This window comes from Rhodanobacter koreensis, from assembly GCF_054782855.1.
On the sequence record NZ_BAAGRR010000001.1, the window covers coordinates 254,541 to 268,905 of the forward strand.

Sequence of the window (14,365 nt, forward strand, 5' to 3'; positions counted from 1 at the left end):
CTGGAATGAAGCGACGGCGAAACTGTTCACCTTGAACGGCTACTCATACCGCAACTCGATCAAGGGTCACCGGATCGGGAGCTGTCTTTGAACCCTCGACAAATCCGTATGCAGCGATGCCAAAGGCAAGGTGTGGCTCTAGTACCGGAACGCACTTTTGAATCAGGAGTGCGGTTGCTATTGCAGCTGCCTGTGCCGCTTCTACATATGAAAGGTTGAGCGCCTCCTGGGTGCGCAAGAACACTGGCTCTAGCTGTCTTTGGGTGGAAAGGAAGTCCAGCTGAGGCTGGTGAGCGGGGTCTTTGTTCGGGACGAGCTTGGAGCTGTCCAACTCGATGCCGACATGAGCCAATACGTTGCCAAGAATCTGGACAAGCCTCGGGCCTTGTTCGTTTGCCACATCGGAGAGAACAGCCTGCCCTGGAGTTACTGAGGAAAGCGAAAATGCAAAAGATCGGAACAAAAAGGTGCCAGCCATACGTGCTGTCGCAGCAATTGCGGTCTCTGCGTGTACACCTTTGTCATTATTTAGTGCTGTGACAACCAAACCAACAAATTGTTGTGCGGCTTCCTGCTGCTCTTTACTTGGCGACGTCATAACAGTTTCCATGCGGCATAACGCTGGAGTTAAGCGGCAGCGTAGCCGTCCACTTTGAACGAATTGTTAGGCTCCATGCTATCCCTTGCCGCCCATCATTCCGTGACCGTCGATCAACCGTGTGTCGCGCTTTACAAGCGCCCCGTCCTCGTTACAGCTCCAGCGCTGCAGGACATAGGGATAGAAACCAGTTATCTCGAAAATCGACAGCTGGAAGCGGGCACCCCAAGCGGTGTCTTTTGGCATAACCCAAACCACTTGCCTCCCGGCATCCTTACGTAACCCAGCTCGAACTAGGTGCTTCTTGAGCAGCTCGATGTCAGAAGTGGGCTCACGTAGTGTGCCGTCAACATGAGCGGGGAGCACAGTTGCGACCCGGTTCTGTATGATTTTGGAATTTAAGCCAATGCCCTCGCGCGCTGCCAGAGACCCAAGGATAAACGTTCTGTCCTCATCGCTCAGAGGCTCATCCAAGTAGTAAACGGGGATCGTCGTCTCCATGCTTTATGTGGACCTAACTCAAAGTAGATTTCAAACGCAGTCTAATCCTGCAGCCTGCCCTCGCCGTACCCCTCAGTGGAACTGATCGCTCGCCGGCACCCATGAGGTGGATGACGAGGTGGAGGGATGAGCCAGCTTGACCGGCAGCGTGATTCCTTCGCAACCGGGCGGTGGCGGACCACCGGCGACGCGGGCTTCGGCACATTGCACGCTGTTGTCGAGATGAATCGGCGTTGCCGATGCCACGGTGCTGGTCGCTGGCGATGGCGTGGGTGCAGCCACCGGATTGGCAGGTGCCAGATGCAGTCGGTCGTAGACCTTGGCGGCGACGGGTGCAGGCGGCGGATCGGGATTGCCGCAGCCGAACAGGGCCATCGGCAGCAATGGCACGACCTTGCATTCGACGCGTATGCCGCGTGGCAGGTGGAAGGTATGCGCGACCGTGGTCTTTTCCACGGCATGGCGTAACGCCGTATCGACCGAGCTTTCGTCTTCCGGGGTCCAGTCCGCATCGAAGCGGGTGGGTTGGTAACCGATGTTCGGCGTGCCATGCCCCATGATCTGGGTGTCACCGCTCGGCTTCAGCTGTACGTAGCCGTTCGGTGAACCCTGCCTTGCTCCTTTGGCTGCACCGGGCTGGTTGCCACCGGCCTGGCCGGTGCCGGATTCCTTGCCACCGGTGCCGCTGGCGTTGCCCTGCCCAGGCGTGGGCTGTGGGCCATGGGCATGATGACCCTCGCTTTCCGGCACGGCAGCCACCCCGTTGGGCTCGCCGGGTATGGCGGTATCGCTGCCCTGCGGGGTGGCATTGGGCGCCGTGCTGACGTCACGCTCCGTACCGGTGTGGCCCGGACTGGACGTGGCCGCCGGCTGCCCGCTCGCGGTCGGTGCCGGCGACTCGCTCGGCGTGCTCGCCGTCGCCGGCGACGGGGTGACGGTAGTGACGGTGACGGCAGGCGGCGCGCTGATCTGCGGCCGCTCGATCGGCGACAGGGGAATCGACGCGGAAGCCTTCTGCGCGCTTTCGACCTTCACCGACGGTGCGTGTACTTGCACCTGCGCCGGAGCCACCGGTGCCGGCGGAACCACCGCCAGTTCCGGTTCGGCCACATCGATCTTCGCTGCCTGCAGCTTCGGCTGTTCGCGCGGCACGCTTGCCGCAGGCACGCTCAGCCGGGGCTGCAGATTTACCGTGGGCAGCGGCTGCGCCGGCAGCGTGATCGGCTGCGGCTCGGGTACCGGCGGTGTTGCCGGCACTTCGGCACGGACCGGCGTCACGCTCGCGGGCGTATCGGCCTTCGGTACCGTGGTGTTCAACGCGATGTTCGACACCGTGATCGGTGGCATCGCCGACACCGCCCGCGTCGGCAGTGCCAGCGAAGGCGGTGGCGGCAGTGGACGGGTGCCTTCGAGCTGCGGCCGGCGCACCGGCTCGGGTTGGAACTTCGGCGGTACCGGCGGCTGCAGTACCGGGGTGGGCAGGCTCACCGTCGGCGGTACACCAGCCTGCGTGATCGGTTGCAGTGATGGCGCCGGCGCGGGTCGCGGCAGGCTGACCGGCGGTGGCGGCGAAGCCACTGGTCTCGGTGTCGGCGCGCCGGACTTCGTCGTCTGCGCAACTACCGGCGATGCAGAGGCCGGGACCGCTGCCTGTGCCGTGACGACGGCCTGCATGCTTGTGCTGCGACGGCTGACGGATACGGCTCGACTGGCACTGCCCTGATGACGCGGCCCCAGCTCTTTCGGTGGCGTGCCAAGCGGCGGCGGCGGGGGCTCGGGCGCCTCGATCAGGCGCACCTGCAGGAACTGCTCTTTCGACTCCCTCGGCGGCTTCACCTCATAGGCCGGCCCGAGCACGAAACTAAACAGGAAGACCAGGTGCACCAGCAAGGTACCCACCGCTGCGAACACGCGCGGCCATCGCTCGCCCGGGCGCTCGCGGCGACGCCGGCGATAGATGCCGGCACGAGTGGCGGCAGCCAGCGGCGAGCTCAGGATGGTCCGCGAAGGGTGGCTGGCAGGAGGGCCGGCGGCAGGTTGATCCGGGGGCGGCAAGGGCATGCGGCCAGTGTAACGGGCACCGCCGTGGTTCCGCATGACACTCAGAGCCTGTTCCATGTCTCCGCGTGGAGACATGGAACAGGCTCTCAGGGATGACTGGCGGCCCCCGCGGCACGATCATGCAGTTCGGCGTCGACCGCGCGATTCGGCGTATCGACCGGACAACCCCACGCCAGCGGTTTGCCGGCACGGTACATCGCAATACACGCCTCGATACCCGGCGGCTTGGGCGCATGTGGATCGGCCGCCAGTGGTGTGGGCGCCATGCTCAGGCGCTCGTCGCCATCCTTCGCCGAGGGTGGTGGCGGCGGATCGCCACCGCAGCCGCCGGCCAGCATCGCAAGGGAAACGCCGCAGTGGATGCGCACGCCACCGGGCAGCCGGATGGTTTTCTTGACCGTGGTCTTGTCCACCAGCTTCTGCAGGGCGTTGTCGACCACGTTGCCCCTGCCGCTCCAGTCGTCATCGAAACGTGTCGCCTGGTACTTGACCGGATTGTCGTGCCGCATGACCTGCGTGTCGCCCTGCGGCAGGTTCTGCACATAGCCTGGTGTCGGTGCGCTGGCAGCCGCGGCCGGCAGTCGAGGCTGGCCATTGCTGTCGAACAGCCGCGACGTGTCGGCCGGTTTCGGCGTCGGTGGCAACTGCACCGTCATCGCTTCCTTCGATATCGGCTCGTGCGGCTTCGGCGTTGCGCGTGGTCTTGCCAGCGGCGGCGGTGTCGGCGGTGGCTGAACCACGGGCTTCGGCTGGTGTGTGATGAAGCGCACCTCCAACACCTCCTCCGGCCGCGCATGCGGCGGTACCGTTGCCGGCGGCGGGTGCATCTCGCCCCAGATCACCAGCATGAACACCACGTGCAGCAAGAGCGCCACGACCAGCGCCAATACGTGCCAGCGTCGCTCCCGCCACGGCTCGCGCCAGCGCACTTGCCGCAACCTCGCCCGGGTCGGCGCGTCCAGCGGAGTCAGCCCACGATCCGTCCGCCCATCGTCCGGCGACGGCTGGCTGTGCTGTTCGACCTGCAGCGAATGAGCGATGACGACACCTCGGTGACGCGGATGACTGCCGGCAGGATGCCGGATGACATTTGAACGCGGGAGGACTCGCGCATGCACATGGGGGTTTCACGTGCCCATGACAGACCGCCCGGCGCGGCCCCGGTTCCCCGCACTGCAGCTTGACCGCACCCGGCATTCGCTCAAATCTAGGCGGGCGGCGTCACCCGCCGCCCCGCCATGACCGCCCTCGTCCCGAACCTGCGATGGACGACCATGACGGCCCGCCACTTCAGTCGCCAACGCGCGGCTTCGTGCGGCGCCGTTGTCCATGCCGACACGATCCGCGCCCAGTCATGGGAGGGTCGCATCGTGTCGTACAACACGGAAAGCATCCGCAACATCGCGCTCGCCGGCCACGCCGGCGTGGGCAAGACCACGCTGTTCGAGGCCCTGCTGATGGCCGGCGGCGCGATCCAGACACCGGGCTCGGTGGAGCGCGGCACCACCGTCTCCGATACCGACAGCCAGGAAAAGGCGCGCGCACATTCGATCGACAGCTGCGTCGCGCATATCGACCACGGCGGCTGTCACCTCAACCTGATCGACACCGCGGGCTACGCGGATTTCCGCGGCGCCACGCTGTCCGCATTGGCGGCGGTGGAAACCGTGGCGGTCGTGGTCAATGCGATCAACGGCATCGAACACGGCACCCGCCGCATGATGGCGCATGCACGCTCGCGCGGACTGGCACGCATGCTGGTGATCAACAAGATCGACTTCGACGGTGCCAACCTGGGCGCGCTGGTGGATGCGCTGCGCGAGGAATTTGGCAACGAATGCCTGCCGGTGAACCTGCCGGCCGGTCACGGCAAGCGTGTGCTGGACTGTTTCTTCCACAGCGAAGGTGCCACCGATTTCTCCTCGCTGGCCGAAGCGCACCAGCGCATCCTGGACCAGGTGGTCGAGATCAACGAGACGATGATGGGTGCCTACCTCGACGCCGGCGAAAGTGCGCTGACACCACAGCAGTTGCACGATGCGTTCGAGCAGTGCCTGCGCGAAGGCCATCTGGTTCCGATCTGCTTCGTCAGCGCACGCACCGGCGTGGGCGTTCGTGAATGGCTGGATGTCGCCGAACGGTTGCTGCCGAATCCCGACGAAGGCAACCCGCCACCATTCGTACGCGGCGATGGCGAACCGCTGATGGTCAGTGCCGACCCGGCCAGCCACGTGATCGCCGACGTGTTCAAGATCGTCAACGATCCCTTCGTCGGCAAACTCGGCGTGTTCCGCGTATGGCAGGGCACGATCCGCCGCGACAGCCAGCTGCTGATCGACGACGGCCGCAAGCCATTCAAGGTCGGCCATCTGTTCCGCGTGCAGGGCAAGACACACGTGGAGATCGAGGCGGCGATCCCCGGCGATATCGCCGCGGTGGCCAAGATCGAGGACATCCATTTCGATGCGGTGCTGCACGACTCGCACGACGAGGATCGCATCACGCTGGCGCCGCTGGCGTTTCCTGCACCGATGTATGGCCTGGCGCTGGAACCCAAGCACAAGGGCCAGGAGCAGAAACTCTCCAATGCGCTGGGACGGCTGGCCGAGGAAGATCCGTGCTTTCGCGTCGAGCACCACAAGGAACTCAACGAAACGGTGGTGCGCGGCCTTTCCGACCTGCATCTGAAGGTGATGCTGGAGCGCATGCGCGAACGCTACGGCGTCGAGGTGGTGACCCATCCACCACGCATCGCCTACCGCGAAACCATCGCTGCCCACGCCGAGGGGCATCACCGGCACAAGAAGCAGACCGGCGGTGCGGGCCAGTTCGGCGAAGTGTTCCTGCGGGTGGAACCACTCGAGCGCGGTGCCGGTTTCGAATTCGTCGACGCCGTGAAGGGTGGCGTGATTCCCGGCCAGTTCCTGCCGGCGATCGAGAAGGGCGTGCGCCAGGCGATGGAGCATGGCGCGATCGCCGGCTATCCGCTGCAGGACCTGCGCGTGACCGTGTACGACGGCAAATACCACCCCGTCGACTCGAAGGAAGTGGCCTTCATCAGTGCGGGCAAGAAGGCGTTTCTCGACGCCGTCGGCAAGGCAAAGCCGACCGTGCTGGAACCGATCGTGAACGTCGAGGTGGCCATACCCGAGCACAACGTCGGCGACGTCACCGGCGGCCTCGCCGGCAAGCGCGCGCGCATCATGGGCACCGACGCCCAACGCGGCGGCGAACTGGTGATCAAGGCGCAGGCGCCGCTGGCCGAACTGATCGACTATCCGACCGAGCTGAAGTCGATGACTGGTGGCCGCGGCCGCTACAGCCTCGACCTCAGCCACTATGAGGCGGTACCGCCGAACGTGCAGAAGCAGCTCAGCGAGGCATGGAAACCGCATGTGGAGGAGGACTAACTCCAGCACCGGATCGTGGCCTTCACCGCGCCAGCACTTGATCCATGGCGGGATGCCGCGATCCGTATTCCTTCAGCACACACTGCGCAGGGCCGCAGGAGAGCACGATGAGCCGAGCCTTCACCAAGGAATCCGACGACGGCGATGCGCCGGCGTTGCCGGACATGCCATTGAGCGAGCACCCGAACTACGTCACGCCGCGTGGCCTGGCGCAGCTGCGTGCGCGGCTGCAGGCGGCCACCGCGCGACGCGATGCGCTGAAAGCCTCGAGCGATACGCTGTCGCAGCAGAATGAACTGGCGCCGCTGGAGCGCGAACTGCGCTGGCTCCACGCACGGGTGAACAGCGCCATCGAGGTGGATCTGCTCTCACAACCACAGGATCGCGTCGCGTTCGGCGCGATCGTCACCGTGGACAGCGTCGAGGGCGAGCAGCGCTACTGCATCGTCGGTGAGGACGAGGCCGACGCGGAACAGCACCGGGTCAGCTACCTCTCGCCGCTGGCGCAGGCCTTGCTCGGTGCCCAGATCGGCGATGAAGTGAACTGGAAACGCCCGGCCGGCGACCTGCTGATCGAGGTGGTGGCGATCGACTACGACGGCGAGACCCGGCCATGACGACCGCGCTGCTGCAGCCCTAGAGCCGACCACCCCGCTTCACGCTGAGATAGCGCTCGATCAGCGCGCCGGACAGCTCGCTGCAGCTGACATCGAGCGTGTTCACGCCTTCGCGGCGCAGGCCTTCGTGCACGCGCTCGCGTTCGCTCAGATAGTGCATCGCCGCCGCGCTGCGGATGCCGGTTTCCAAGCTGTCGCCGGCCTCGGCAGCGGCCCGGTCCAGTGCCAGCTCGCGCAGACTGACCAGCATCACCAGATGACGCTGCGCCAGCATGGCCACGGCCGCACGCAGCTCCGCATCGTCCTCGTCGCGTACGTTGGTGACCAGCACGATCAGCGCACGACGCTGCTGGTGTGCCTGCAGTGCACTGGCCGCGGCAAGGTAATCGGTGGCCAGCGGCATCGCCTGCAGGTCATAGCCGGCGGCGAGCAGCATGTCCATGCCGCCACCGCCCTGCTGCGGCGGCAGCCAGCGCTGTTGCTGACCGGTGCAGGCCAGCATGCCGACCGCATCGCCCTGACGCAGCGCGATGCTGGCCAGCGCCAGCGAGGCATTCAGCACATGGTCGAAATGCGCCAGATGATCGTCCTGCGCCAGCATGCGTCGGCCGCAGTCGAGCATCAGCACCACCTGCTGGTTGCGCTCGTCGCGATACTCGCGCGAGATCAGCCGGTTGCTGCGCGCGGTGGCCTTCCAGTCGATCTTGCGCAGGCTGTCGCCGACGCGATAGTCGCGCAGCTCCTGGAATTCGGTCCCTTCACCGCGACGACGCTGCAGCCGTGCACCGACGCTGCGCGAGGCCAGCTCGACGCTGAGTCCGGCCAGCTCGGCCAGTGATGCGAAGTTCGGATAGACCTTCACCGTGGAGGTCACACCAACAAACCGAAGGGATGTCCAGCATTGCCACGGGGAACGCAGTTGCAGATGGCAGCCTTCGAAACCGAACTGGCCGCGCGCATCCGGCGTCACCGTGTAGTCGAGCAGCAGTTCGTTGCCGGGCCGCAGCAGCAATGTGCGCGGCATCCCGCGCACCGCCCAGCCGCCCGGGTGCAGGTCGTGCAGGCGCAGGTGCTGTGTGCGCGCAGCGACCGCACGCAGACGCAGGCCAACGTGCGCCTCGGGGCCGAGTGGCATCACCGGGGACACCTCACGCTGCAGGTCCGGCGACGGCATGCGCTGCAGGCGCCAGCCATCCAGCAGCGCCAGCAGTGCCACGACCAGGGCATACGCCAGCCATGCCGACAACGGCAGCCAGCCCACACTCGTCAGCACGCCGAGTGCGGCCCAACCTGCCAGCAGCCACAACAGGAGAGGCGACGGTCGCATCATTGGCGAGGTGCGGGCACCTTGTGCAGCAGCGCGCCGAGTACATCGTCCGCACGCTGCCGCTCGATCAATGCCTCCGGTGCCAGCAGCAGGCGATGCCGCAGCGCCGGCAACGCCACTGCGCGCACGTCGTCCGGGGTGACGAAATCACGGCCGTCGATTACCGCCTGCGCACGCGCCAGCCGCGCCAGTGCCAGCCCACCGCGCGGACCCGCGCCGCCGATCACACCCGGCCATTCGCGCGTGGCGCGCACGATGCGCACGGCGTAGTCAGTCACCGCGGCATCCATGCGGATCGCGGCGACACCCTGCTGCAATGCCAGCAATTCCGGCTGCCCCATCACCGGCTGCACCCGCGAGACATCGAGGTCGGCGGCCACCTTGCCGTTGACCACGCTGGCGACCATGCGGCGCTCGTCTTCCAGCGTGGGATAGCCGATCAATACCTTGATCAGGAAGCGGTCGAGCTGAGCCTCGGGCAGCGGATAGGTACCTTCCTGCTCGATCGGATTCTGCGTGGCCACCACCATGAACGGCGCCGGCAACGGAAAGCGGCGCCCCTCGATGGTGACCTGCCCTTCCTGCATCGATTCCAGCAGCGCCGCCTGTGTCTTGGCCGGCGCGCGATTGATCTCGTCGGCCAGCAGCAGGTTGGCGAACACCGGGCCGCGGCGGATCTGGAAGCGCTCGCTCTTGGGATCGTAGATCGCATGACCGGTGACATCCGCCGGCATCAGGTCCGGGGTGAACTGCACTCGCCCGAAGGTGCAGCTGACTGATGCCGCCAGCGCACGCACCAGCAGGGTCTTGCCCAGCCCGGGCACACCCTCGATCAGCACGTGCCCGGCCGCCAGCAACGCCAGCAGTACCTGGTCGAACACCTCGGTCTGGCCGATGAAGGCGTGTGCGACCTGCGCACGCAGCGCACGCGCGTGTTCGCCGAGTTCGGCGGTCGACAACGATACCGGCGGTGTGGCCGGCTCGGCCGTGAGAGTCTCGATGGTCATGGGCGGCTCCTGAGTCGCGCCAGGGTAGATATGCATGCACGAAACGCCTGCGCGTTCGCGGGTGACTGAAAGGCCTGAGCGACCTGCCCGGGAGCGAGCTGGCTGCGCTGTGCGATACGCGCGTACAGGGCATCGCCAACCAGCATGATGCAGGCCGGGTCGCGTCGGCGCAGGCGTACCAGCACCGCCTGGCAGGCCAGGTTGTGCAGACTGCGTCCGCTGTCGCGACGGTAGATGAATTCACCGGCCGCCTGTATATGTTCAAGCAGGGCACGACGGTGCAATGACTGTGCCGGCATCAACGGCCCGAACCGCTCGCTGCGCATCGCCATCCACGCAGCCAGCAGCAGGGTCAGCGCCAGCAGCGCCGGCCAGCCCCTGAGCAGCAGCAGTTTCAGGAACGACATGCCGTCCAGCGCATACACCAGATAGACCTCACCCTGCCCGAGATTCGGCGCCAGCAGGCGCAAGCCGAACTGCTGCGCCGCAGTCTTGCGCAGCTGTTCGTGCGAGAGCATGTCCATGTTCACCAGCAGGCTGACCGAACCGGCCGCCACTCTTGTGCGGGCGAACAGATAGCCATCCTGCAGATTGCCGATCGCCGCATCGACAGCTGCGCCGGCAGCCGGTTTCAGCCGGAACCGCTGGCCACACAACTGCACATCGCTGGCTTCCTTCCCGCCGGCAGCACCCGCCGCATGGATCACACTGCAGGCGTACTCCGCCGTGCGCGGATCGAGCAAGTTCAATGCCTCGTACAATGGCGTATGCACGGCCACCGCCGCCCCCGGTGACAGCAGCAAATGACCACCCGCGCGCACCCAGGCAACGATCCGTCTGGCGTCGTCGACATCGACGCGGCCGACATCGTCACCCAGCACCAGGGTGTCGCCGGGCCTGAGCGGCATCTTCTGCGGATCCAGCGAAGTCAGCGAGGTCACCGTGTAATCCAGCCGGCGCAGTATTTGCTCGAGCGCAAAGAAGCGGTTGAAGTTCGCCTCGCCGTGCGCGGGGACTGGTTCGGTGACAACCTTGCGCTCGAAAGTGGCAAAGAAGGCTCCGACCAGGAGCAACAGCACGCCCAGCGCCAGCAGGCTCACGTAGAACGCATTGCGGTTCATGCCGGCGCCCCCGCCTGCGCCGGCCAGCCGACCAGCAGGTTCTCGACGGTGGCGTCATCCGGGTAGCGTCCGGCATAGGCAGCGAACTGCCAGGTGCGCACGATGGCGATGATGCGTTGCGCGCGCGCCTGGTCGGCCATCGCCGCGGCCTGACGCAGCCAGTCCGCCTCGGTCGCATCCATCGACGACGGCAGCTGCAGCAAGCGTGCGGTCTGTTCCACACAGCCGCGATACAGCAACGCCAGCGCCTCGCGCTGATGCTGCGTCCGCCATAGTGCGCGAATGGCGCCAGCCAGATCCGCCGGCAATGGTGCATCCGCCACCACCTGCGTGCGCAATGCCGGTATCGGCGAGGTCGGTGCCGCATCGGTGACGGTGTGCGTACTCCATCGGCGCCAGACGAATCGCAGCAGTGCCATGACCGCCACCGCCAGCGCCAACCACAATGCCAGTTTCAGGATCATCGCCACCGCGCCGGCGAATCCCGGAAACAGTGGCTGCATGGGCACGGCCGCCGGCCGCGGTGCCGGCGTGTACTTGAATACCCATTCGCGCGTCTTGCGCTCGCCTCCGAAGCGCGGATCCCGATACGTCTCGGCTGCCGCGTCCGCGAAGCGTTGCTGGTCGGCGTTGTCCACTGGCTGCCCGAACACCTGCTCCAGCGACATTGGCGTTGTCACACGCGAACCGTGCGCACTGTCTGCCGCATGGCTGGACAACGGCCAGCAACAGGCACACGCCAGCAGCAAGGCCAGCGCCTTGCCACTCAGCAGCAACCGCTGACGCAGGCGACGAAATGCCAGGTCGATATCCCACGCTTCCAGCTGCGTGCGCCGGTTGAGATACAGCGCGAATCCGCATGCCACGTACAGCGGCTCGATCGCGCTCATCGCCAGATAGGCCACCAACGAAGTCAGCAGCATCCAGATCGTCGATGCCGCGTGCACGTCGACACGAAAGAAGTCGCGCAACGACTCCGGCAGCCATTCGCGTGGAATCAACAGCATCGCCAGCAGCCACACGCTGAGGAACAGCACCAGTTCGAATTGCAGGCAGCCGTAAGTGAGCAGGCTGGCGTCGGTCACGGTGCGCCTGCGCAATACGCTCCAGCGTGCCGAACGTTGCTTGCGCGGCAGGCCTTCGAGCAAGTCCAGTGGCAGGCGCAGCGAACGGTTGCTGTCGACCCGCAACCAGCTCAACGCCGCCCAGGTGCTGCCCCACGACCACTGACCCTGGCCATGCAGGGTCTCGCGCCAGCCTGGCGCACGATCGAACACCGCGCGCGACAACACGTACAGCGGCAACCGGTCGAACAACGGCTTGAGCCACCACATCAGCACCAGGCCCAGCCAGGGCAGCCCCAATGCAACACCGAGCGCATTGCAGATCACGAATACCGGCAAGGTGAACGCAAACCATGCCGACCACACGGCGCGCGCATTCGCCCGCAGCATCGTGGCGCCCAGATCCAGCGCCTCGCGTGGCGCACGTGGCCGCAGCACCACGCTGATCCGCTCAAGCTCCATGGCTGCGCTCCCTGCCGCCGCGCCACAACCAGCCCAGCACGAGCAGCCACAGCAACGCACCGCTGCCGAATTTCACTCCGTCCGGCAACGCTGCGATCGACGACCAGTACGCCTCGATGAAGGCCGCGGCCAGCAGCATCGCGAACGCGCCCAGCGCCAGCTGCGCGCCGATCCAGCCGGCCGCGACCAGCGCCGGTCCGCGTCGTTGCCGACCCGGCATCAACAGGGTCAGGCCCAACTGCAGCCCGGCACCGCCGGCAATCACCAGCGCGCTCAGCTCGAACGCCGAATGCCCCACCACGAAACGCCAGAACGGACCACCGTAACCGATCGCGGTGAGATGCCCGGCCACGCCGCCGATCAGCACGCCGTTGGCGGCCAGCACATAGACTGCACCGACGCCGAAGAACAAGCCCGAGGCGAAAGTACGGAACGCGATGCCGACGTTGTTCATCACGTAAAAGCCGAACATCTGCAGATCGGTGCCGCTGCTGCGCCCGATGTGGGTATTCGCCGGGTCGTACATCTTTTCGAACTGCGCCAGTTGCGCACTGCTGAATACCGTATGCGCCAGCTCGGGACGCAGCTGCATAAGCACCAGGGTCGCCAGCGCAGGCAGATAGAACAGCAGCAGCGCTGCCGTCATGCAACGCCACTGCGACCGTACCAGTCGCGGAAAACCGGCCAGCAGGAACACGGCCACCCGATGCCAGCGTGGCGCCGGCGGCTGGTACAGCACGCGATGCCCCTGCTGCACCAGTCGCTGCAGCCGATCGGTGACCTCGCGGCTGTAGCCGCGCCCGCGCGCCAGCGCCAGCTGGTGGCACAGGCGTCGGTAGGATTGCGGGAAATCCAGCGCATGTTCCTGCCGCATGGTGCGTTGTGGCTGCCGGTCGAGTGCGCTCAGCCAGGACTGCAGGACGTCCCACTCGCGACCGTACATGGCGACGAAACGCTCCTGCTTCATGAGCGCCCCAGCAGCCAGTTGGCATGAGCGATCAGCTGCGACACGGCGGCGCCATCGCGGCGGCCGGTCAACGGCATCAGCAGGTTGGCCAGTTCCTCCTGCCGTTGCAGGGTGAGCTGGCCGGAACGCTCGGCGAATTCCACCAGGGCAGCCTGCTCGTCCGCCGCCAGCACAACCGGCGGCGGTATGGCCGCCATCGTCGGCACCTGCGTGCCGGCCGGCAGCTCGACCGCATGCACCACCATCGTGCCAGCCACGATGTCGCCGATGCGGCGTGCATGCGGGTCGATCAGCGTGCAGACCAGGCCGACGCCATACACGCCGGGCAACGCATCCACCACGCGCAGCAGGTTGCGCACCACCGACGGCACCCACGTCACCGGCGTGCCATCGGCATTGACCACGCGCAGGCCGAGCGCGCGCTTGCCCAGCGTCTGGCCGCCCAGCCAGACCTCGCACACCACCGAATAGGCCCACATCAATCCGAACATCAGCAGCATGGCCAGCCCGTTGCCACCCACGCCGAGCAATCCCAGCGGGATCATCGCCAACACGAACGCACCCATGCGCAGCAGTGCATCGAGCATCCATGCCTGCGCACGCGGCAGCGCGCCGGCAGCGCGCAGACGCAGGCTGATCCCCTCGGGGGTTTCGATCTCGCGTACCGTGTCGAGCATCAAACGTCGACGACGATGGTGTCGGCGATCAGGTCATGCAGACAGCGCCGTTCCTTGCCGAAGATCAGCAACGGATCGACCAGATTGACAAGCCTGCCCACGACAGGGATCAGGCCGATCAGAATGACCGGCACCACCCGCAGGAAGATGTAGCGGGCCAACCCGACACGGTTGCCGTCGGTGCGCACGATGGCAATGTCCAGCGCGCGCTTGCCGATGGTCTGGCCGCTGCGATGAATCATGATGCAGTTGACGACGAATACGCCGATCAACAGGGCCAGACCCAGCACTATCAGGCCCACCATTGGCGAAGCAGGCTTCAGCCCCTGCCTGACGCCAGTCGCCATGGTGGCGCCCCAGATGATCGGGAGGATCCAGATCAGGCTGACCAGGCCATCCAGCAGCGCAGCGCCAAGGCGTTTGCCACGTCCGGACTTGCGGTTTTCCAGATCATGCGCATCCCATGCGGCCACATCGTCGACCACGGCCGCTGGCGCGGCATACGGATTCGCTTCCATCGCTTCCTTCCCCTTGTTGCTGTCCCCGTTGCCCT

The 14,365-nt window shown here is 66.0% G+C and carries 13 protein-coding genes; 2 read left to right on the plus strand and 11 right to left on the minus strand.

Annotated features, from left to right (window positions below):
- Positions 1-43 precede the first annotated feature (43 nt).
- The 4 genes from ACYVKM_RS01110 to ACYVKM_RS01125 all read right to left on the minus strand — a co-directional run bounded on the left by ACYVKM_RS01110 (position 44) and on the right by ACYVKM_RS01125 (position 4,089).
- Positions 44-610, minus strand: a complete 567-nt coding sequence (locus tag ACYVKM_RS01110; protein ID WP_460875145.1) for a hypothetical protein — start codon at positions 608-610, stop codon at positions 44-46.
- Positions 611-676: 66 nt separating this feature from the next.
- On the minus strand, positions 677-1,099 hold the full coding sequence (locus ACYVKM_RS01115) for a hypothetical protein (protein ID WP_460875146.1): 423 nt from the start codon (positions 1,097-1,099) through the stop codon (positions 677-679).
- A gap of 72 nt (positions 1,100-1,171) precedes the next feature.
- Entirely contained in the window at positions 1,172-3,160 is a 1,989-nt protein-coding gene (locus tag ACYVKM_RS01120) for a hypothetical protein (protein WP_460875147.1), read from the minus strand.
- An 86-nt stretch (positions 3,161-3,246) separates the two neighbouring features.
- Positions 3,247-4,089 carry a hypothetical protein gene (locus ACYVKM_RS01125; RefSeq protein WP_460875148.1) on the minus strand — a complete coding sequence of 281 codons (843 nt, stop codon included), beginning with the start codon at positions 4,087-4,089 and terminating at the stop codon, positions 3,247-3,249.
- Between the two features lie 441 nt (positions 4,090-4,530).
- Between ACYVKM_RS01125 and fusA the strand changes: the two genes are divergently transcribed.
- Both fusA and ACYVKM_RS01135 read left to right on the plus strand, forming a co-directional pair.
- A complete protein-coding gene (gene fusA, locus ACYVKM_RS01130; protein ID WP_460875149.1) occupies positions 4,531-6,570 on the plus strand; it encodes an elongation factor G in 2,040 nt (679 codons plus the stop codon).
- Positions 6,571-6,677: 107 nt separating this feature from the next.
- Positions 6,678-7,187, plus strand: coding sequence for a GreA/GreB family elongation factor (locus ACYVKM_RS01135; RefSeq protein WP_460875150.1), 510 nt, complete (start codon positions 6,678-6,680; stop codon positions 7,185-7,187).
- Between the two features lie 19 nt (positions 7,188-7,206).
- Here ACYVKM_RS01135 and ACYVKM_RS01140 read toward each other — a convergent pair whose 3' ends face one another.
- Genes ACYVKM_RS01140 through ACYVKM_RS01170 form a run of 7 tightly spaced genes read right to left on the minus strand, consistent with a single transcriptional unit; the run spans position 7,207 to position 14,330 of the window.
- Positions 7,207-8,514: a DUF58 domain-containing protein gene (locus ACYVKM_RS01140; protein ID WP_460875151.1), complete on the minus strand. Its 1,308-nt coding sequence runs from the start codon at positions 8,512-8,514 to the stop codon at positions 7,207-7,209.
- On the minus strand, positions 8,514-9,521 hold the full coding sequence (locus tag ACYVKM_RS01145; RefSeq protein ID WP_460875152.1) for an AAA family ATPase: 1,008 nt from the start codon (positions 9,519-9,521) through the stop codon (positions 8,514-8,516). The genes ACYVKM_RS01140 and ACYVKM_RS01145 overlap by 1 nt, the downstream gene beginning before the upstream one ends.
- Complete coding sequence (locus tag ACYVKM_RS01150) at positions 9,518-10,642, minus strand: DUF4350 domain-containing protein (protein ID WP_460875153.1); 1,125 nt, start codon at positions 10,640-10,642, stop codon at positions 9,518-9,520. Before ACYVKM_RS01150 ends, ACYVKM_RS01145 begins: the two co-directional genes overlap by 4 nt.
- Positions 10,639-12,168, minus strand: coding sequence for a DUF4129 domain-containing protein (locus ACYVKM_RS01155; protein WP_460875154.1), 1,530 nt, complete (start codon positions 12,166-12,168; stop codon positions 10,639-10,641). Before ACYVKM_RS01155 ends, ACYVKM_RS01150 begins: the two co-directional genes overlap by 4 nt.
- A complete protein-coding gene (locus ACYVKM_RS01160; RefSeq protein ID WP_460875155.1) occupies positions 12,158-13,135 on the minus strand; it encodes a stage II sporulation protein M in 978 nt (325 codons plus the stop codon). Before ACYVKM_RS01160 ends, ACYVKM_RS01155 begins: the two co-directional genes overlap by 11 nt.
- On the minus strand, positions 13,132-13,812 hold the full coding sequence (locus ACYVKM_RS01165) for an RDD family protein (RefSeq protein WP_460875156.1): 681 nt from the start codon (positions 13,810-13,812) through the stop codon (positions 13,132-13,134). The genes ACYVKM_RS01160 and ACYVKM_RS01165 overlap by 4 nt, the downstream gene beginning before the upstream one ends.
- Entirely contained in the window at positions 13,812-14,330 is a 519-nt protein-coding gene (locus ACYVKM_RS01170; RefSeq protein ID WP_460875157.1) for an RDD family protein, read from the minus strand. The genes ACYVKM_RS01165 and ACYVKM_RS01170 overlap by 1 nt, the downstream gene beginning before the upstream one ends.
- Positions 14,331-14,365: the final 35 nt, after the last annotated feature.

Bases quoted from the DNA above. Each gene is read 5' to 3' on its own strand.
- ACYVKM_RS01110 (WP_460875145.1), bottom strand. From the start codon at position 610: ATGGAAACTGTTATGACGTCGCCAAGTAAAGAGCAGCAGGAAGCCGCA.
- ACYVKM_RS01160 (WP_460875155.1), bottom strand. From the start codon at position 13,135: ATGAAGCAGGAGCGTTTCGTCGCCATGTACGGTCGCGAGTGGGACGTC.
- ACYVKM_RS01135 (WP_460875150.1), top strand. From the start codon at position 6,678: ATGAGCCGAGCCTTCACCAAGGAATCCGACGACGGCGATGCGCCGGCG.
- ACYVKM_RS01170 (WP_460875157.1), bottom strand. From the start codon at position 14,330: ATGGAAGCGAATCCGTATGCCGCGCCAGCGGCCGTGGTCGACGATGTG.
- ACYVKM_RS01145 (WP_460875152.1), bottom strand. From the start codon at position 9,521: ATGACCATCGAGACTCTCACGGCCGAGCCGGCCACACCGCCGGTATCG.
- ACYVKM_RS01150 (WP_460875153.1), bottom strand. From the start codon at position 10,642: ATGAACCGCAATGCGTTCTACGTGAGCCTGCTGGCGCTGGGCGTGCTG.
- ACYVKM_RS01155 (WP_460875154.1), bottom strand. From the start codon at position 12,168: ATGGAGCTTGAGCGGATCAGCGTGGTGCTGCGGCCACGTGCGCCACGC.
- ACYVKM_RS01120 (WP_460875147.1), bottom strand. From the start codon at position 3,160: ATGCCCTTGCCGCCCCCGGATCAACCTGCCGCCGGCCCTCCTGCCAGC.
- ACYVKM_RS01115 (WP_460875146.1), bottom strand. From the start codon at position 1,099: ATGGAGACGACGATCCCCGTTTACTACTTGGATGAGCCTCTGAGCGAT.
- ACYVKM_RS01140 (WP_460875151.1), bottom strand. From the start codon at position 8,514: ATGCGACCGTCGCCTCTCCTGTTGTGGCTGCTGGCAGGTTGGGCCGCA.
- ACYVKM_RS01165 (WP_460875156.1), bottom strand. From the start codon at position 13,812: ATGCTCGACACGGTACGCGAGATCGAAACCCCCGAGGGGATCAGCCTG.